We start from the raw sequence: 17,789 nt of genomic DNA on the forward strand, positions 1-17,789 counted from the left end.
AACGCACCTTTCCTCAAAGGTGATAATCACAGGATTGTGGAAGGGCGTCGCTTGCACTGTGGCGACCCGGGGGACATCGTGAGTCCTGCTAGGGTGGGAATACAAACGCCATAAATGGCGGATTAAAAGTGTGGCCACTTTGTCACATTGGCCGCGAAAGCTCGTTGATGTTTTTTATGGGCTTGAAATCTGTCATTATACACTGGTTGATTGCGCCTAGTCGAAACATGGAGGCCGACATGTGGGGGGCGGTCAGCCGAATTGCCACCATTTTTTTATCAATCGGACTTCTCACCGACTGCGCTTCGACGACGGCGGTACCAGTTGCACCCGGAGACAACATCACACCGGGGATACGCGTCTACGATCGCAAGCCGATCCTGATGGTGTTCAACAAGGGTGCGACAATCGAGTTCATTCCGAACTACAATAGAGGGTATGCCCTGCAATTCACTGCGTTCCTCGCCAAGAACGACGTGAAGACTGTCTACGAGGCGGGCGGTTTGAAGAGCCTCGACACCAACTTGGACAGCACCGAATTCGTCAAGTTGCTCACAACTATCGCAAGTGGGTTGATCGGGGCGCCGGGTGGCGGAGGAAGCAATAAGGCTACCAGCGCCGGGGAGACTAGTGCCGGTCCCCTTCGCGCCATGTATGAATTCGAGTTTTCCGACACCGGCGATTTTGTCAGGCTGCGGCGGCTCGACAATGGCTTCCCCAAGCCTTTTCCTGAGGCGCCCACCATAGGTCCGACCGACCCTGGACCTGTTAAGGGCCGTAAGGCCGACGACGGACGGCCTGAACGAAATGACAAGCCGTGAGGCGCGGATCAATGCCGGAAAAGCATCCACGGTGGTGTCGGCGCATCCTCTTCAGGGCCGCACTTCGTCAATCCAAGAGAATATCGCAAGGCCTCATCTGGAAGAAGAACGTCAGGACCCTCGGCATCGGTTACAAGTTCCGCCGAGGCCGCCTCCAATCCGAACTAGCCGCGATCGTCTACGTGAGGAGAAAGGAAGATGTCCGAGGCGTGTTGCGTATCCCCCGAAGCGTCAAGCTGCTGACATGGCTGAGGCCAAATACGATCCCCACCGACGTCATTGAGGTTCTGGATCATCCGAGGCTAAGCCGCGGCGTATGGTCGGGCGACATCCTGACCGCAGGCGGCTCTTCCGGGACGTGCGCTGTCGCCTTCAGCGACGGCAAGTACTCATACGTGGTTACAAACGACCACGTGGTTAGAGACTTATCAAACGGGCGAATGCGACTCCCGATACAGATTGCGGTGTCTGGCACAAATTACACTGCGGATTTGGCGGCCACTTCGTCCATAAGCCCGAGCACGATTAACAGACACGACGCCGTCCTTTTAAAATTTTCGGGTCGGATGCCAATCGAGCGCTGGACCGTCGCAGGTCTTCGCATCCGTTCGAACGGGAGGGTAGGTCAGGGGTACGAGTATCTCTATTCCGCAGAGGGTTCGCAGACTTTTCGGTGTCGCGCTATTGCCTTTGTCTTCGAGCCGGAGCGATTCATCGACGAGACGACAGGCATTGTTCTGGTCTATAAGGATTACTGGCAATTGCAGATGACTGAAGGGACGACCAGTCGCGGGCACTCGGGATCCTTGCTTTACAGGCCTTTAGGCGGGGGATGGGCGCATGGAGCTGGCTTGGTCTTCGGTCGTGAGACGGATAGAAACGTCGCGCTCGCTTTCGACCTTAATACGCAGTTTGACGTCCTAGGGATCAATCTGGGATAAATATTATTTGATCTAAAGCCATGTCTATAAAATAAAATTGCCCAAGGCACCGACGTCGTACGATATCAGGGGCGTGGAAGAGAAGCGGCGAGGGGGAATTCTTCATCTTCTCCAAATTGGCGCTGAGGTCAAAGTCCACTTCCGGGCGTCGAATCAACTTCTGCTTCCCGCCCAACGTGATTATCCCGCGTATCAGGCCCCTGTCGGAAAACATGTGTTTGCCGACAGGGTGATGAGAGATGTTAGGTGCTACGCCCCTCCTCCAGGGCGCGTCCATGAGGTTTGCGCGACAAACCCTGTCGGATTGTCAGAATGCGCGGAAATCTGGTTTCGAGGGTTTCCCGTACAGGCTGATGGGATGTCAGCAATGCCTCGCCCTGCCTATCATTCATGATTTCCGCTCGACGCCGATCGGCACGTTCGAGCAGACCGGTTGGCAAACGCCTACTAGGTCATCAGGAGCACCCGACATGGCAGCTCTTGATAGGCAACTGTAGGAAGCCGAGGTTTGTCGTGTCCGCGCCAGGGTTTCCGTTCCCCACACTCGGCACCACCCCGAACCGCCAAGCCCAGTGAGTTCGAGCACTTCGAGGAGCCGGCGGGTCAGGCCGGCGGCAGCAGCACCGAGAACCAGATCTTGGTCCCGCGCCCGGGCTCGCTCGTCACCCCGATCTGCCCGCCCATCAGCTCGACGAGGTGGCGGCAGATGACGAGGCCCAGCCCGCTGCCGCCGAAGCGGCGGCGGATCGACTCGTCGCCCTGGCCGAAGGGCACGAACAGCCGCTCCTGCTGCGCCGCCGACATGCCGATGCCGGTGTCGCTCACCGTGAACAGCAGCCGCCCTTCCCCGCCGCGCGCGGTGTCCGGGCTCACGGCCAGCACCACCCGGCCCGCGGGCGTGAACTTCACCGCGTTGGTCAGGAGGTTGAGCAGGACCTGCCGCAGGCGCCCGACATCGCCCAGGACCAGGACCGGGGTGGCGGGGTCGCGCCGGACCTCGACCGCCACGCCCTTGCGCGAGGCCGCCCCGCGGGCGACGGCGGCGGTGCCCTCCATGAGGTCGGCGAGGAGGAAGGATTCCGGGTCGAGGGCGACCTGCCCGGCCTCGATCTGCGCCACGTCGAGCACGTCGTCGACGACCCGGATCAGGATCTCGCCGGCCTCCTGGACGGCGGCGAGGTGGCGCAGGGTCTCGGGCTCGCGCGAGCGGCTGAGCATGTGCTCGGTGTAGCCGAGGACCGCGTTGAGGGGGTTGCGGATCTCGTGGCTCATCATCGCCAGGAAGTCCGACTTGGCGCGGCTGGCCTGCTCGGCCCCCTCCTTGGCGTTCGACAGGGCCTGCTCGGCGCGCTTGCGGGCGGTGATGTCGAGGGTGAGCCCGACGATGCGCCCGCTCAGGCCGTGGGCGTCGTCGAGGACGCGGCCGAGGCTCTGGATCCAGCGGGTGCCGCCGTGCTCGGCCGTCACCCGCACGTCGACGGAGAACGGGGTGCGGGTGGTCACCGCCTTGGTGACCGCGTCCCACAGCATGGCGCGGTCGTCGGCATGGACGAGGCCGGTCCAGGCCGAGGAGGTGATGATGCAGGCCTGCGCCGAGAGGCCGTGCAGCCGCGCGCCCTCCGCCGAGAGCGAGAGCGCGCCGGTGCGCATGTTCCAGTCCCACAGCCCGACGCCGGCGGCCTTGTGGGTGAGGAGCAGGAGGTTGGTGGTGGCCTCCAGCGCCTGGTTGTCGGCCACGACGTCGTCGACGTCGGCGGCGGTCATCATCCAGCCGGTGATGCCGGCGCCCTCGCGGATCGGCACCACGTCGGTCTGGTGCCAGTGCCAGCGCCCGCTGGTGTCGCGCAGGCGGATCGTGAGATCGTAGGGCTGGCCCGAGCGGATGGCGGCGCTGCGCGCCGCCGTCGCGCGGTTGCGGTCCTTCGGGTGGATCACGCTGTCCCAGCCGTCGGGCTCGCCGAGGCTGGTGCCGATCTCCCGCGCCGCCCGGTTGGCGAAGCGGACCGCGCCGTCGCGGCCGAGCATCCAGATCTTCTGCGGCAACGCGTCGAGGATCAGGCGCGACGGCAGCCCGCTCATCCCCGGCTCGCTCTCCGGAAGCGCACGGCCGAGGGCATCGTCCGGTCCTTCGACCGGAACGCCCGCGATCGGGTGCGCGGTCCGCGCCGTCATCAGCTCTCCTACGCCATCGCGTCGAGCGTGAGGTGGTGACCGGCACTCGCGTGGCACCCGGGCGCAACCCCCGTCGCGCCGCGGGCGCCGCCCGCGCCCAGCCGAATCGGGTAAATCCCGAATCCCGCCTCTGCTAACCCAGGGACGCGGTTTGTCCAAGAGCCTCGTGCCGGCTCCAAAAGCTTTCCCGGGCAAAATCCCCGTCGGGGCGTGATCTGCCGGAGCAGCATCGAGATCATCCCGGCACTTGCCGCTACGCGACCTCGACGTGAGTGACGCGACGAAGGGCGGCGCGGCTTCGCAGTCCTCGCCGGCAGGGGCGTGGAAGCGGCACATTCGAGGCAAGTGGATCGAACCCTCGACATCCGTCGACGCCGCAGCGGGACTTCAGCGCGAATGGGCCGCGCTGTCGGGGCAGGCCGCCCCTTCGAGGCGGGCGGCGATGCGGTCCCGTGCCGCGGCATCGAGGCCGAGATGGACCCCGTCCGGCGACCGGCTCAAGGAGGCCGCGTCGCGCAGGTCGGCGAAGGCGTCGACGAAGCGGCAGCCGGCCCGGGCGCATTCCTCCGACAGGATCGCCGAGTAGGCCGGCGCGGCGGCGGCGTCGTAGAACTTCGTCACCCCGGGCCGCGCGGCGTCGAAGGGCGGCACCGCCGTGGCGACGACCCGCCGGGCACGGGGCACCAGGTCGGCGAACAGCGCCCTCGCCTCCTCCCGGAACTGCCCGGCCGCCGCGGCTTCGTGGCCGGAGCGCTGGCGCTGGGTGAGGTCGTTGGTGCCGATGGTCACCACGACCACCTCCGGCGGCCGCGGCAGCGCGATCCAGCCGGCCACCGACCGCAGGCCGGAGATCCGCGTGCCGGCGATGGCGGCGTTGACGGCGGTGTGCCCGCACAGGGTCGGCAGGTGGATGCGCTCCATCTGCGAGTCGCCGAGGAGCAATCCGTACGGGCCGTCGATCTGCTGGAGCTCGCTCGACACCGCGAACGCCCGGGCCTCGCGGAAGGCGGCCACGCCCTGCCCGCCGCTCGCGCGGTGCCGGGTCGCCAGGATCGCCCCGGCCCCGAGCGCCACGACTGCCGCGGCGAGGCCGATCCCCATCTTCGTTCTCGTCAGCACCCGTCCTCGCGTCCGATTCCGACGCCCCCACGTGGCCGTAGAAGCGCCCGCGCCCATCGCGAGTCAATCGCGGACCGTGACGGCCTCTCACGGGATCTCGCGAAGTTATCCACAGGCCGGCGGTTTTCCACCGACATCTTCACGCCTGATTCGGTGGTTCAGATCATGGTTGAGGGCAGGTCACCGGAGAGCCCGTGCCATGATGCCAGTGGAGATCGACCCGTCGCAGGTGCGCCAGCCGCGCCGGGACCCGCACGAGAGCGTCCGCGCACGCCTCGGCCGTCCGGCGATACTGGCGGCCCTGGCTGTGGTCGGGATCGGTGGCTGCGCCGGCCTCGCCGCGGCGGCCTACCCGACGCTCAGCGACCTGCTGCGGCCGCGCCCCCCGGAGGTGCATTTCGGCCGCGTCGCCGAGATGCCGGAGATCAAGGACGGCATCCCGGCCCTGCGGGCGAATCCGGTGCGCCAGGTTCCGATCGTTCAGGCGCCCGCCACCCCGTCGTCGAGCGTCCAGGCGTCCGCGCCCGCCGTCCCCGCCGCCCTGCTCGATCCGAAGCCGACCGTGGCGACGGTCCCGCCGCAGAGCGCACCCGCGCAAGGGTCGCTGGCGCAGGCCTCGCCGGTGCGGGGCTCCTGGTCGCCGGCCTCCGACGTCGCCGCGACCGGCACGGCCGCCGCGTTCCAGCCCGTGCCGAAGGCTCCGGAGACGCCGCGCCCGGCGCCCGTGCGCGAGGCCAGGGTGACCGCCGAGACCGCGATGCCCCGCGCCGTCCCGGCCCCGCGCGAGACCGCGCCGCTGCCGCCGGCCCGGGCCAAGGCCGAGAAGGCCGAAACCAAGCCCGCCGCCTCGCCGCGCGAGACGGTGACCGAAAAGGCGACGCCGCGACCCGCACCGGCCCGGGAGGCCAAGGCCGAGCCGGCGAAGCCCGCCCCGGCGAAGCCCATCGCCGAGAAGGCCGTAGCGGAGAAGGCGGTCGCCGAGAAGCACGCGGCCGAGAAGCCGGTGGCTCGGCGCGAGAAGCCCGACGCGCACCAGCGCAGCGCCGCCGCCCAGCCGGCCGCGGCGCCGGCAGCGGAGGAGCCGACCCGCTTCCTCGGCGTGCCCATGCCCGACTTTGCCCCGGCCGGCCGCGCCATCAAGGAAACGGTCGACGCGGTGATCTCCCTGCCGAGCCGGCTGTAACCCGACCCCGGACGAAGACGGTCCCGGGCCTCGGCTCGGCCGGCACGTCCGCGACCCCATCCGGAAAGCCTGTCCAGGTCGGGGGATCTTCCGACGAAGTGGATACCGGGTCGTCGCGGAATCCGCCGAAGCCCGTCGGCTCGATCACGCAATCTCCCTCGAGGCAAGCGGCGGCTTGCCGCCGCCCGCCCCCGTCCGCGTCAGCGGGCCCGGTTGGTCGGGCTCGTCGCCGCGGCGTTGCCGCCGCTGTGGCTCGGCAGGTCGTCGGTGCGGGTGGCAGCGCCCGGGGCCGTCACGGTGCCGGTGGTCATGTCGCGCTCCGGCATGCGCGTCTCGGCGTTGCCCCGCATGGTGCCGGGAGCGTTCATGGTGCGCTCGGCCGAGCCGGGCGCAATGGTCTGCGCCAGGGCGGCACCGGTGAGGGCGAGCGTGGCGGTCATCGCGAGCAGGGTCGTACGCATTAGGGATTTCCTTCTCCGAGGTGTCGTGGGGCGGCAACGCACGACCCACCGGTCAAGCTCCCCCGGAATCCACAGCACCAAAGACTTGCCGCGGTCGATCGATGTTCCTATTTCGTTCTCATGAACGGATGGAACACGGGAGGTTCGCGATGCAGCAGGCACCGGAGCGCGACGAGGATCCGGGCGAGATCGCGCGCATCGAGCAGGCGGCCTGGGTCGCCGCGATGATCGAGGCCGAGCGCGAGCGCGCCCTCGACGCCTGGCTCGCGCGCGAGGCGGGACTCTGAGAAACCGCGCACTCGAAACCGCACTCTTGCGCATTTGCGCGACAGACGGCGCCCTGATTTTCCGCAGATCAGGCCCTTGCGTCCCGGCTCAAGCCCAGTATCGTTCGTCTACGAACGAGTTTGCATCCTGGTGACGGCAAGTCGCGCCGGGATGGGCCGGAGGTTCGCGCCATGTCGACCCGCGACGAGACGTTTCGTCCCCTGTCCCGCCGCACGATCCTCGGCGGGCTCGCCGCAGCCCCTTTGAGCCTCGGCACCTCCCGGGCGATCGCGCAAGGGTCCGGTCCGATCCGGATCGGCGAGTTGAACTCCTACGGCCGCATGGCCGCCTTCGCGGTGCCCTACCGCAATGCCATGCAACTCGCCCAGGACGCCGTCAACAAGGCCGGCGGCATCAAGGCGCTCGGCGGCCGCCCGATCGAGATCGTGTTTCGCGACGACGGCTCGACGCCTGGCGACGCGACCCGGGTCGCCGAGGAGCTGCTGACGCGTGAGAACGTCGCGTTCCTGTGCGGCACCTTCCTGTCCAACGTCGGCCTAGCCGTGGCGGATTTCGCCAACCAGCGCAAGGCGCTGTTCCTCGCCACCGAGCCGCTCACCGACGCGCTCACCATGGGCAGCGGCAACCGCTACACCTTCCGGGTGCGGCCCAACACATACATGCAGACCCGGATGCTGGTGGACGCGGTCAAGGATCGCGGCGTCAAGCGCTGGGCGATCGTGGCGCCGAACTACGAGTACGGCCAGTCGGCGGCGGCCAACTTCAAGAAGCTGATGGCGGCGGCCGTGCCGGGCTTCGAGGTGGTGGGCGAGCAGTTCCCCGCGCTCGGCAAGGTCGATGCCGGCGCCACCGTCGGCGCCCTGTCGCAGATGAAGGCCGACGGCCTGTTCAACGTGCTGTTCGGCGCCGACCTCACCGCCTTCGTGCGCGAGGGCAACACCCGCGGCCTGTTCGAGAAGCGCACCGTCGCGAGCCTGCTCACCGGCGAGCCGGAATACATGATCCCGCTCGGCGACGAGACGCCGGAGGGCTGGGTCACCACCGGCTACCCGTGGGAGACGATCGACACAAACGGCCACAAGGAGTTCGTGGTCGCTTACCGGGCCCGGTTCAACGACACGCCGCGCCTCGGTTCGCTGCTCGGCTACGTCGTCGTCGGCATGATCCGCGACATGCTGGAGAAGGCGAAGTCCACCGAGACCGAGGCGATGATCTCCGCCCTCGAAGGCCTGACCTCCCAGACCATCGCCGGCCCGGTGACGATGCGGGCGCTCGACCACCAGTCGACCCTCGGCGCCTGGATCGGCGAGACGGCCTTGAACGGCCGGCAGGGCACGATGAAGAACGTCCGCTACGCCGACGGAGCGAACTACATGTTCCCCGAGGCCGAGGTGAAGGCGGCCCGCAAGGCCTGATCCCGTCAGAGCGCACCGGAGCGCAAGGCCCCATGGACCCGTCCTTCCTCGTCCTCCAGGCGCTCTCCGGGTTCGCCAGCGCCTCGTCGCTGTTCGTCATCGCCTCCGGGCTGACGATCGTGTTCGGCGTCACCCGGATCGTGAACTTCGCCCACGGCTCGTTCTACATGCTGGGGGCCTATATCGCGGTCACGGTCGTGCCGCGGCTCCTCGACCTGTCGTACTCGCCGGCGGCCTTCTTCCTCGGGGTGCTGCTGTCGGCCCTCCTCGTCGGGCTGATCGGCGTCGCGGTCGAGGTGCTGCTCTTGCGCCGCATCTACCGGGTGCCCGAGCTGTTCCAGCTGCTCGCCACCTTCGGCGTGGTGCTGATCGTCGAGGACCTGGTGCTCAAGGTCTGGGGCCCGGTCGACATCGCCGGTCCCCGCGCGCCCTCGCTGCGCCACGGGGTCGAGATCTTAGGCCAGCGCTTTCCCGCCTACGAGCTGGTGCTGATCGCGGTCGGACCGCTGGTGCTGGGGCTGCTCTGGCTCCTCATGCACCGCACCCGCTTCGGCGTGCTGATCCGCGCCGCGACCCAGGACCGCGAGATGGTCGGCGCGCTCGGCGTCAACCAAGCCCGGCTCTTCACCCTGACGCTGTTCCTCGGCGCCAGCCTCGCCGGATTGGGCGGCGCGCTCCAGATCCCGCGCATCCCGGCGAACGCCCATATGGACCTCTCGGTCATCACCGACGCCTTCGTAGTCACGGTGATCGGCGGCATGGGCTCGGTGCCGGGCGCCTTCGTGGCGGCGCTGATCATCGGCCAGCTCCAGGCCTTCGGCATCCTGATCTTCCCCAAGGTGACCCTGGTCCTGGTCTTCGCCCTGATGGCGGTGGTGCTGGTGGTCAAGCCCTGGGGCCTGTTCGGGCGGCCCGAGGCCGCGTCCGGCCGGGTGATGCCGCCGGAGGGCATCCCTTCCTTACGCCGCTTCCGCCCGGCGGAGGTCGCGCTCGCCGGCCTCGCGGTCGTCGCCCTGCTGGCGGTGCCGCTCGTCGGCGACGCCTACAAGGTCAAGGTCGCGACCGAGATCCTGATCTTCGCGCTCGCCGCCTTCTCGCTGCAGTTCCTGGTCGGGGTCGGCGGGCTCGTCTCGTTCGGGCACGCGGCGTATTTCGGGCTGGGCGCCTACGCCGCCGGGCTCCTCGTCACCGGTCCGCTCAAGGCGCCGATGGAGCTGGCGCTCGTCGCCGCCCCCCTCGCCGCGGGGCTGGGCGCGGCCCTGTTCGGCTTCTTCATCGTGCGGCTGTCGGGCATCTACCTCGCGATGCTGACGCTTGCCTTCGGGCAGATCGTCTACGCGGTCTGCTTCCAGTGGGTCGAGGTGACGGGGGGCGACAACGGCGTCGTCGGGGTCTGGCCGTCCGCGTGGGCGTCGGGTCGCAACACCTACTTCTACCTCGTCGCCGCCCTGTCGCTGACCGCGATCGTGCTTTTGCGCCGGGTGATCTACGCCCCCTTCGGCTACACCTTGCGGGCGGCGCGCGACTCCGCCACCCGGGCGGAAGCGATCGGCCTCGACGTGCGCACCCATCGCTGGCTCGGCTTCACGCTCGCCGGCGCCGCGGCCGGGCTCGCCGGCGGGCTCTACGCCTTCATGAAGGGCTCGATCGATCCGACGCTGACCGGCATCCCGCTCTCGATCGACTTCCTGGTGATGGTGCTGGTCGGCGGCATCCAGACCGTGATGGGCCCGCTCGTCGGTGCGGCCTTCTTCCACGCATTGAAGGACGCGGTGATGCCGCTGACCGAGTTCTGGCGCCTGCTGCTGGGCCTCGCGATCATCGCGACCGTGCTCGCCTTCCCCCGCGGGCTCGCCGGCGCCGCCGAGGCGCTGCGGCAGCGCAAGGTGGCGCGCGAGCCGGTGGAGGCCGAGGCATGACCCTGCTCCTCGTCGAGGGCCTGACCAAGCGCTTCGGCGGCGTCGCCGCGGCAAAGGACGTGTCGTTCACGCTCGACGCCGGCGAGATGCTGGCGATCATCGGCCCGAACGGCGCCGGCAAGTCCACCACCTTCAACATGGTCGGCGGGCAGCTGAAGCCTGACTCCGGCACCATTGCCCTCGACGGCCGCTCGATCGCCGGCCTGCCGGCCCGCGCGATCTGGAAGGCCGGCGTCGGGCGCACCTTCCAGGTCGCCCAGACCTTCGTGTCGATGACAGTGGCCGAGAACGTCCAGATGGCCCTCCTGTCGCATCACGGCCGCTCGCGCGGCCTGTTCCGGGACGCCCGCGCCCTCTACCGCGACGAGGCGCTGGGCCTGCTCGCCGGGGTCGGGATGCGCCAGGACGCCGACCGGCCGGTCTCGGAACTCGCCTACGGCGACGTGAAGCGGGTGGAACTCGCCGTGGCGCTCGCCTCGCAACCGAAGCTCCTCCTGATGGACGAGCCCACCGCCGGCATGGCGCCGCGGGAGCGCTCGGGGCTGATGGCGCTCACCGCCGAGGTGGCGCGGACGAACCGCATTGGCGTCCTCTACACCGAGCACGACATGGAGGCGGTCTTCGCCCATGCCGACCGGGTGCTGGTGCTGGTGCGCGGCGAGATCATCGCCGCCGGCACGCCGGAGGAGATCCGCGCCAACCCGCGGGTGAAGCAGGTCTATCTCGGCGAGGCCGGCACCGAGGCGGCGATGCGCGCGCGCCGGAAGGCGGTGGCATGAACGCCCTTCTCGACGTCTCCGGCCTCACGGCCTCCTACGGCCGGGCGCAGGTCCTGTTCGGCGTCACGCTCCGGCTGCGGCCCGGCGAGGTCGTGGCACTGATGGGCCGCAACGGCGCCGGCAAGTCGACGACGCTGAAAGCCATCATGGGCGTGCTGCCGCCGACCGGCGGCACGGTGTGGTTCGAGGGCCAAGCTGTCACCGGCTGGGAGCCGTTTCGCGTGGCCCGCCGCGGCCTCGGCTACGTGCCGGAGGAGCGGCGCATCTTCACCGACCTGACGGTGATGGAGAACCTGGAGGTCGGCCGCAAGGTCCCGGCCGACGGGCGCGCGGCATTGATTCCGGAAAAATCTTGGACGCCGGAGAAGCTGTTCTCGATCTTCCCGAACCTCGCCGAGATGCGGGGGCGCCGCGCCGCCGCGATGTCGGGCGGCGAGCAGCAGATGCTCACCATCGCCCGCACCCTGATGGGCAACCCCCACGCGGTGCTGCTCGACGAGCCCTCCGAGGGCCTGGCTCCCGTCATCGTCGAGCAGATGGCCGACGCGGTGCTCCGGATGAAGCGCGAGGGCATCGCGGTTCTGCTCTCCGAGCAGAACCTGAGCTTTGCCGGCGCGGTCTCGGACCGGGCCTACGTGATCGAGAAGGGGGCGATCCACTTCGAGGGCACCATGGCGGCGCTGGAGGCCGACGAGGCGGTGCGGGAGGCGTACCTGACGGTGTGAGGGAGGTTTCCCATAAGGGCGCGGGATCCCCTCTCCCGTGTGGGAGAGGGGTAGGGGTGAGGGTGGAGACGGTGCCGACTTAAACTCGAGTCGTTCCGCTGCCAGCACAACGTTCCGAGTCTGACTCAGAACCGTAGCACCCTCACCCCCGACCCCTCTCCCACACGGGAGAGGGGGGACGTGCGAGCCTCCCCAGCGCGGGGAGAAAGATGACGGACAAGGCCGGCCCATGCCGGCACCCAACGAAACTGTTCGTAGGCGAATGATCGAGGTGTGACGTGAGACGCGTGGCAGGCATCGATGTCGGCGGCACCTTCACCGACCTTCTCCTGACGGAGGCGGATTCCTCGGGCGTGCGCGTGCGCCTCGCCAAGGTGCCGACGACGATCCGCAACCAGGCCGAGGGCGTGCTGGCGGCGATTGCCGCGGCCGAGGTGGCGCCCGCCGATCTCGACCTCGTCATCCACGGCACCACCGCCACCACCAACGCGGTGCTGGAGCGCAAGACCGCCAAGGTCGGCCTCATCACGACGGAAGGGTTCCGCGACGTCCTCGAACTCGGCCGCCGCACCCGCCCGAAGCCCTACGGCCTGTTCGGCACCTTCGAGCCGCTGATCCCGCGCGAGTGGCGCCGCGAGGTGCCTGAGCGCGTCATGGCCGACGGCGCCGTGCGCACGCCGCTCGACGAGGCCGCCGTGGCGGACGCCGTGCGCGCCCTCCTGGCCGAGGGCTGCGAGGCCCTGGTGATCCACTTCCTGCACGCCTATGCCAACCCGGAGCACGAGCTGCGCGCCGGCGCCATCGCCCGCGACTTGTGGCCCAATCCCTACGTCACCCTCGGCCACTCCCTTCTCTCGGAGTTCCGCGAGTACGAGCGCGGCACCACCGCCTCGGTCAATGCCGCGGTGCAGCCGATCCTCGACCGCTACGTCCGCCGCCTCCAGGACGATCTGCGCGCCAAGGGCTTTGCCCGCGACCTCCTGGTGATGAACGGCAACGGCGGCACCGTGCCGGCGGGGCTGGTGGTGGAGGCCGCGGCCAAGACCGTGATGTCGGGCCCGGCCTCGGGCGTGATGGCCGCCGCCGCGACCCTGGCGCAATCGGGGCTCACCAACGCCATCACCTACGACATGGGCGGCACGTCGACCGACGTGGCGCTGATCGCCGGCGGCGTGCCGGAGGTCTCGGCCGAACTCACCATCGATTACGGCCTGCCGATCCACCTGCCGATGGTCGACGTGCACACGGTCGGGGCCGGCGGCGGCTCGATCGCCTCCGTCGACCGCGCCGGGATGCTCCGGGTCGGCCCCGAGAGCGCCGGCTCCGAGCCCGGCCCGATCGGCTACGGCCGCGGCGGCACGCGGCCGACCATCACCGACGCCAACCTGGTGCTCGGCCGCCTCGATCCGGCCCGCCTCACCGCGGTGCGGGCCGGCGTGTCGCTCGACGCGATCCGCGAGGCCTTCGCCCGGGACCTCGCCGGACCGCTCGGCATGAGCGTCGAGGAAGCCGCGGAAGCGGTGATCCGCCTCGGCAACGTCCACATGACGGGTGCGATCCGCATGGTGTCCTTGTCGCGCGGCTACGACCCGCGCGACTTCGTGCTGTTCGCGTTCGGCGGCGCCGGCCCGCTCCATGCCGTGGCGCTCGCCCGCGAGCTCGGCATCCCGGAGGTGCTGGTGCCGGCCCGGCCCGGGCTCACCAACGCGCTCGGCTGCCTCGTCGCCGATCTGCGCCAGGACCGGGTCCGCACCCTCAACCGGCCGCTCGACGGGCTCGACATGGCGGATGTCCGCAGCCTGCTTGAGGAGCAGGCGGCTGACGCGCTGGCGATGGTCGCCGAGGAGCAGGCCGAGATCGAGGAGACGACCGTCACCTACGGGGCCGACATGCAGTTCCGCGGCCAGACCCACCTGATCCGCGTCGCTCTGCCCTCCCCGGAGATCGACCGCGCGGCGCTCCAGGACCTGTTCGAGGCGGCGTATTTCCGCCGCTTCCAGGTCCGGCTGCCGGAGATCCGGGCGGTGCTCGTCAACCTCGTCACCTCGGTGATCGGCCGGCGCAGGCCCTTCCCGCTCGCGGCGCTGATCGACGCGGGCGGCCGCACCGATCTTGCCGGCGCCCGCCTCGGCACCCGGCCGGTCTATGCCGGCGGCGCCTGGCACGAGGCGGCGATCTACGCCCGCGAGGCGCTGCCGCTCGGGGCCGAGATCCCCGGCCCCGCGGTGATCCAGCAGATCGATGCCACGACCGTGATCGAGCCCGGCGCCACGGCGCGGGTCGATGCCATCGGCAACTTGAGGATCCGGGTATGAGCCAGCTCGACGCCCTCACGCTCGCGGTGATCCAGGCCGGGTTGCAGCAGGTCTGCAACGAGATGGACATCGCCTTCTCGCGCTCGGCCTTCTCGCCGGTGATCGCCGAGGCCGACGACCGCTCGGACGGGATCTACGACCGCGATACCGGCGCGCTGATCTCGCAGGGCGAGTATGGCTTGCCGGTCTTCGTCGGCACGATGCAGTACTCGACCGGCGAGCTGATCCGGCTGATCCGCGAGGGCCGGGTCGGGGCCCCGGAGCCCGGCGACATCTACATCGTCAACGATCCCTATCTCGGCGGCACGCACCTGATGGACGTGCGCTTCGTCCGTCCGGTCTTCGTCGAGGGCGAGCTGTTCTGCTGGCTGCAGAATACCGGCCACTGGCCCGATATCGGCGGCATGGTGCCGGGCGGCTTCTCGGCCCACGCGACCGAGGTCGAGCAGGAGGGCCTGCGCCTGCCGCCGGTCAAGCTGTTCAAGCGCGGCACGATGGATCCGGAGATTTTTTCCATCATCTCGTCCAACATCCGCGTCGCCGACCAGCGCATCGGCGACATCAAGGCGCAAGCCGCGGCTTTGATGGTCGGCGAGAGCCGGCTCAACGATCTGCTCGCCAAGGTCGGCCGCGACACCCTGGATGCGGCGATCAAGGAGATCCGCGCCCGCTCGGCCGAGCGGATGCGGGCCGAGATCCGCCAGATCCCGGACGGGACCTATACCTCGGAGGCCTTCGTCGATTCCGACGGCGTGGTGGACGAGCCGCTGCGCATCGCACTCACGATGACGAAGGCCGGCGACGGCTTGACCTTCGACTTCTCGGGCTCGTCCCCGCCCTGCCGCGGCCCGATGAACTCGGTGGTGGCGACGACCTACTCCTCGGTCTATCTGGCCGTGAAGCACGTTTTCCCGGACGTGCCGATCAATGCCGGCACCTTCGAGCCGCTGACGATCGTGCGCCCCGAGGGCACCTTCCTCGACGCGCGCTATCCTCGCCCCGTCTCCGGCTGCGCGGCGGAGGTGAGCCAGCGCATCGCCGAGGCCGTGTTCCTCGCCCTCGTCCAGGCGATTCCCGAGCGCGTCACGGCGGCGCCCGCCGGCACCTCGGGCAACTTCGCGCTCGGCGGCTTCGATCCGGCCAAGAACGCCTCTTACGTGATGTATCAGATCACCGGCGGCGGCTACGGCGGCAATGCCGGGCATGACGGGCTGTCGAACGGCTGCTCGACCATCGGCATCTCGAAGACCGCGCCGGTCGAGGTGATGGAGCAGTACTATCCCGTCCTCTTCCGGCGGTTCGCGTTGCGCGAGGGCTCTGGGGGAGCGGGCGCCCATCGCGGCGGCTTCGGCGTCCATTACGAGGTGGAGCTGCTGCGCGGCGAGGCCCGGGCCTCTTTCGTGATGGATCACGGCCGGTTCGGCCCGCCGGGCGTGCTCGGCGGAGGCGACGGCGCGCCGAACGTGGTGCGCATCCACCGCGACGGCGAGGTCATCACCCCGCTGCACCTGTCGAAGGACCAGAACATCGCGATCCGGGCCGGCGACCGGGTCGAGGTGATGACGCCGGGCGGCGGCGGCTACGGCGCGCCCGAAACCCGCGACCCCGCCCTCGTCGCCCGCGACCTGCGCCGGGGCTACTATCGGGCGGACGAGACCGAGACCCTGTGGGGGAGCAGCCAGTCATGAGCGCCGACAGCCTCTCCACGGAAGCCAGATCCAGGAAGTTCGGCGCGCAGGAGGCCGACGGCATCGTGCGCTGCGACGCCTGCCCGGTCCTGTGCCGGATCCGGCCCGGCCGCGCCGGCGCCTGCTCGCGCTACGCCAACGAGAACGGCCACCTGGTCCGCACCGATCCGGTCGTGCTGCTGCACGACGCGGCGGAATCCGGCCAGAAGCTCGTCCCGTTCGGGGCGGCGGAGTGGGACGGGCGGGTGCTCGATCCCTCGCGCACCTTCGTCACCGGCATCGGCGCCGGCACCACCTATCCGGACTACAAGCCGGCCCCCTTCATCGTGGCGAGCGAGCACGAGGGCGTCGAGACCGTCACGGTCGTGACCGAGGGCATCTTCAGCTATTGCGGCGTGAAGGTGAAGATCGACACCGACCGCCATCTCGGCCCAGAGCGCGCGCCGGTGCGGGTCAACGGCGAGGAGGTCGGCCACGTCACCACCGCCGAGTACGGCTCGCAGATGCTCTCGGTCGGCGGCGTGCGCCACCTCACCGGCGGCTCGAAGAAGGAGGGCACCGTCACCTGCGACGCGCTGCTGCGCCTGTGCTCGAGCGAGCCCGTCACGATGACGATCGACGGCGGCCACGAGGTCGTGGTCCAGGCCGGCCGCGCCCCGATCGTCGACGGAATCCCGGAGCAGCGCATGCGCGTCGGCTGCGGATCGGCGACCGTCGGCATCTTCGCCCGGCAATGGCTCGGCCACGCCGACGAGGTGATCGTCGTCGATGACCACATCACCGGCGTGCTGACCGAGCACCAGGCCGGAAAGGTGCTCGGCATGCGCCCCGCCGGGATCCGGGTGAAGGGGCGGCGCTCGACGCCGGGGCGCTACTTCCAGGTCGCGAATCCGGGGATCGGCTGGGGCGGCACGGACATCGCCGACCCGCTCTCGATCATCCAGGCGATCGACCCCGCCACCGCCTGGCCGGGCCTGCGGCTCCTCATGACCTCGACCACCGGCGAGCACGCCCTCTGGCTCGTCCTCGACGAGACCCTGACGCCGGTGCCGGCCGAGATGCCGGCCTCCGTGCGCGGGGTGGTCGACCGGATCGGCGAGAATTGCGAGCCCTCGCTCTGCACCGTCCTGTTCATGGCCGGCGCCGGCGGTTCCCTGCGGGCCGGTGTCACCGAGAACCCGGTGCTGCTCACCCGCTCCGTCGCCGCCGGCGAGACCAGGGTCACGATGGGCGGCGCGCCGGTCACGGTCTGGCCCGGCGGCGGCATCACGGTGATGGCCGACGTGACGCGACTGCCCCGAAACGCCTTCGGCTCGGTGCCGACGCCGGCGATCGTGGCGCCGATCGAGTTCACCCTGCCGCGGGACCTCTACGCCCGGCTCGGCGGCCACGACGGCGACGTGGTGGCGATGACCGACATCCTGCGCGAGGTCGGCCCCGCCGCCCGGATCCACGGCTGGAACCCCGATCACCCCTGGCCGGCGGGGGAGGTCGCATGAACGCACCCCATCCGCCCCCGGCACCGCCGGAGATCGACGCCGAGGCGGTCCGCGCCTACCGGGTCGAGGAGCAGATCGGCTACCTGATCCGGCGGGCGCACCAGCGCGCCTCGGCGATCTTCGAGACGGTGATGCGGGACTTCTCCGTCACCCCGGTGCAGTTCGCCGTGATGACGAAGCTGCACGACCTCGGGGCGACCTCGCAGAACCAGGTCGGGCGCCTCGTCGGGGTCGATCCGGCGACGATGTTCGGCGTCGCCCGCCGCCTCACCACCCGCGGCCTGGTGCGGCCGACCGCCGACGAGGCGGATGCCCGGCTGGTGCTGCTGACCCTGACCGCGGAAGGGATCGCGGTGATCGAGGCGATGAAGAGCCGCGGCAGCGAGGTCACCGCCCGCACCCTCGACCCCCTCTCGCCCGAGGAGGCGGCCGAGCTCGTCCGCCTCCTCGCGCGGCTCGGCTGA

Annotated in this window: 15 protein-coding genes; 12 read left to right on the forward strand and 3 right to left on the reverse strand. The window is 69.6% G+C overall.

The window, feature by feature from the left end:
• Positions 1–239 precede the first annotated feature (239 nt).
• Positions 240–821: a hypothetical protein gene (locus ACS5PV_RS08090; RefSeq protein WP_455394820.1), complete on the forward strand. Its 582-nt coding sequence runs from the start codon at positions 240–242 to the stop codon at positions 819–821.
• Positions 822–832: 11 nt separating this feature from the next.
• Complete coding sequence (locus ACS5PV_RS08095) at positions 833–1,762, forward strand: hypothetical protein (protein ID WP_455394821.1); 930 nt, start codon at positions 833–835, stop codon at positions 1,760–1,762.
• 603 nt (positions 1,763–2,365) lie between these two features.
• Here ACS5PV_RS08095 and ACS5PV_RS08100 read toward each other — a convergent pair.
• Positions 2,366–3,934, reverse strand: a complete 1,569-nt coding sequence (locus ACS5PV_RS08100; RefSeq protein WP_455394822.1) for a PAS domain-containing sensor histidine kinase — start codon at positions 3,932–3,934, stop codon at positions 2,366–2,368.
• Positions 3,935–4,321: 387 nt separating this feature from the next.
• Positions 4,322–5,053, reverse strand: a complete 732-nt coding sequence (locus ACS5PV_RS08105; RefSeq protein WP_455394823.1) for an SGNH/GDSL hydrolase family protein — start codon at positions 5,051–5,053, stop codon at positions 4,322–4,324.
• 199 nt (positions 5,054–5,252) lie between these two features.
• Between ACS5PV_RS08105 and ACS5PV_RS08110 the strand changes: the two genes are divergently transcribed.
• Positions 5,253–6,236: a hypothetical protein gene (locus ACS5PV_RS08110; RefSeq protein ID WP_455394824.1), complete on the forward strand. Its 984-nt coding sequence runs from the start codon at positions 5,253–5,255 to the stop codon at positions 6,234–6,236.
• A 200-nt stretch (positions 6,237–6,436) separates the two neighbouring features.
• Here ACS5PV_RS08110 and ACS5PV_RS08115 read toward each other — a convergent pair whose 3' ends face one another.
• Positions 6,437–6,697 (reverse strand): hypothetical protein, encoded by a 261-nt coding sequence (locus tag ACS5PV_RS08115; RefSeq protein WP_455394825.1) that lies wholly within the window; start codon positions 6,695–6,697, stop codon positions 6,437–6,439.
• A gap of 149 nt (positions 6,698–6,846) precedes the next feature.
• On the opposite strand from ACS5PV_RS08115, the gene ACS5PV_RS08120 reads away from it, so the two are divergent.
• The 9 genes from ACS5PV_RS08120 to ACS5PV_RS08160 all read left to right on the forward strand — a co-directional run bounded on the left by ACS5PV_RS08120 (position 6,847) and on the right by ACS5PV_RS08160 (position 17,789).
• The gene (locus ACS5PV_RS08120; protein ID WP_455394826.1) at positions 6,847–6,984 is read left to right on the forward strand and encodes a hypothetical protein; all 138 of its coding nucleotides are present in this window, start codon (positions 6,847–6,849) and stop codon (positions 6,982–6,984) included.
• A 171-nt stretch (positions 6,985–7,155) separates the two neighbouring features.
• Complete coding sequence (locus tag ACS5PV_RS08125; protein WP_455394827.1) at positions 7,156–8,400, forward strand: ABC transporter substrate-binding protein; 1,245 nt, start codon at positions 7,156–7,158, stop codon at positions 8,398–8,400.
• A 32-nt stretch (positions 8,401–8,432) separates the two neighbouring features.
• Entirely contained in the window at positions 8,433–10,319 is a 1,887-nt protein-coding gene (locus ACS5PV_RS08130; protein ID WP_455394828.1) for an ABC transporter permease, read from the forward strand.
• Positions 10,316–11,098: an ABC transporter ATP-binding protein gene (locus ACS5PV_RS08135; protein ID WP_455394829.1), complete on the forward strand. Its 783-nt coding sequence runs from the start codon at positions 10,316–10,318 to the stop codon at positions 11,096–11,098. Before ACS5PV_RS08130 ends, ACS5PV_RS08135 begins: the two co-directional genes overlap by 4 nt.
• Entirely contained in the window at positions 11,095–11,823 is a 729-nt protein-coding gene (locus tag ACS5PV_RS08140) for an ABC transporter ATP-binding protein (RefSeq protein WP_455394830.1), read from the forward strand. The genes ACS5PV_RS08135 and ACS5PV_RS08140 overlap by 4 nt, the downstream gene beginning before the upstream one ends.
• Positions 11,824–12,101: 278 nt before the next feature.
• Entirely contained in the window at positions 12,102–14,138 is a 2,037-nt protein-coding gene (locus ACS5PV_RS08145) for a hydantoinase/oxoprolinase family protein (protein WP_455394831.1), read from the forward strand.
• Positions 14,135–15,826 (forward strand): hydantoinase B/oxoprolinase family protein, encoded by a 1,692-nt coding sequence (locus ACS5PV_RS08150; protein WP_455394832.1) that lies wholly within the window; start codon positions 14,135–14,137, stop codon positions 15,824–15,826. The genes ACS5PV_RS08145 and ACS5PV_RS08150 overlap by 4 nt, the downstream gene beginning before the upstream one ends.
• Positions 15,823–17,325, forward strand: a complete 1,503-nt coding sequence (locus tag ACS5PV_RS08155) for a 6-hydroxynicotinate reductase (protein ID WP_455394833.1) — start codon at positions 15,823–15,825, stop codon at positions 17,323–17,325. The genes ACS5PV_RS08150 and ACS5PV_RS08155 overlap by 4 nt, the downstream gene beginning before the upstream one ends.
• Complete coding sequence (locus tag ACS5PV_RS08160; protein WP_455394834.1) at positions 17,322–17,789, forward strand: MarR family winged helix-turn-helix transcriptional regulator; 468 nt, start codon at positions 17,322–17,324, stop codon at positions 17,787–17,789. The genes ACS5PV_RS08155 and ACS5PV_RS08160 overlap by 4 nt, the downstream gene beginning before the upstream one ends.

It is taken from the genome of Methylobacterium sp. Gmos1 (assembly GCF_053764715.1).

What these genes read in the sequence shown, in the direction of transcription:
- ACS5PV_RS08090 (WP_455394820.1), top strand. Translation starts at nt 240, where the DNA reads ATGTGGGGGGCGGTCAGCCGAATTGCCACCATTTTTTTATCAATCGGA.
- ACS5PV_RS08095 (WP_455394821.1), top strand. Translation starts at nt 833, where the DNA reads ATGCCGGAAAAGCATCCACGGTGGTGTCGGCGCATCCTCTTCAGGGCC.
- ACS5PV_RS08100 (WP_455394822.1), bottom strand. Translation starts at nt 3,934, where the DNA reads ATGACGGCGCGGACCGCGCACCCGATCGCGGGCGTTCCGGTCGAAGGA.
- ACS5PV_RS08110 (WP_455394824.1), top strand. Translation starts at nt 5,253, where the DNA reads ATGATGCCAGTGGAGATCGACCCGTCGCAGGTGCGCCAGCCGCGCCGG.
- ACS5PV_RS08115 (WP_455394825.1), bottom strand. Translation starts at nt 6,697, where the DNA reads ATGCGTACGACCCTGCTCGCGATGACCGCCACGCTCGCCCTCACCGGT.
- ACS5PV_RS08120 (WP_455394826.1), top strand. Translation starts at nt 6,847, where the DNA reads ATGCAGCAGGCACCGGAGCGCGACGAGGATCCGGGCGAGATCGCGCGC.
- ACS5PV_RS08125 (WP_455394827.1), top strand. Translation starts at nt 7,156, where the DNA reads ATGTCGACCCGCGACGAGACGTTTCGTCCCCTGTCCCGCCGCACGATC.
- ACS5PV_RS08130 (WP_455394828.1), top strand. Translation starts at nt 8,433, where the DNA reads ATGGACCCGTCCTTCCTCGTCCTCCAGGCGCTCTCCGGGTTCGCCAGC.
- ACS5PV_RS08135 (WP_455394829.1), top strand. Translation starts at nt 10,316, where the DNA reads ATGACCCTGCTCCTCGTCGAGGGCCTGACCAAGCGCTTCGGCGGCGTC.
- ACS5PV_RS08140 (WP_455394830.1), top strand. Translation starts at nt 11,095, where the DNA reads ATGAACGCCCTTCTCGACGTCTCCGGCCTCACGGCCTCCTACGGCCGG.
- ACS5PV_RS08150 (WP_455394832.1), top strand. Translation starts at nt 14,135, where the DNA reads ATGAGCCAGCTCGACGCCCTCACGCTCGCGGTGATCCAGGCCGGGTTG.
- ACS5PV_RS08155 (WP_455394833.1), top strand. Translation starts at nt 15,823, where the DNA reads ATGAGCGCCGACAGCCTCTCCACGGAAGCCAGATCCAGGAAGTTCGGC.
- ACS5PV_RS08160 (WP_455394834.1), top strand. Translation starts at nt 17,322, where the DNA reads ATGAACGCACCCCATCCGCCCCCGGCACCGCCGGAGATCGACGCCGAG.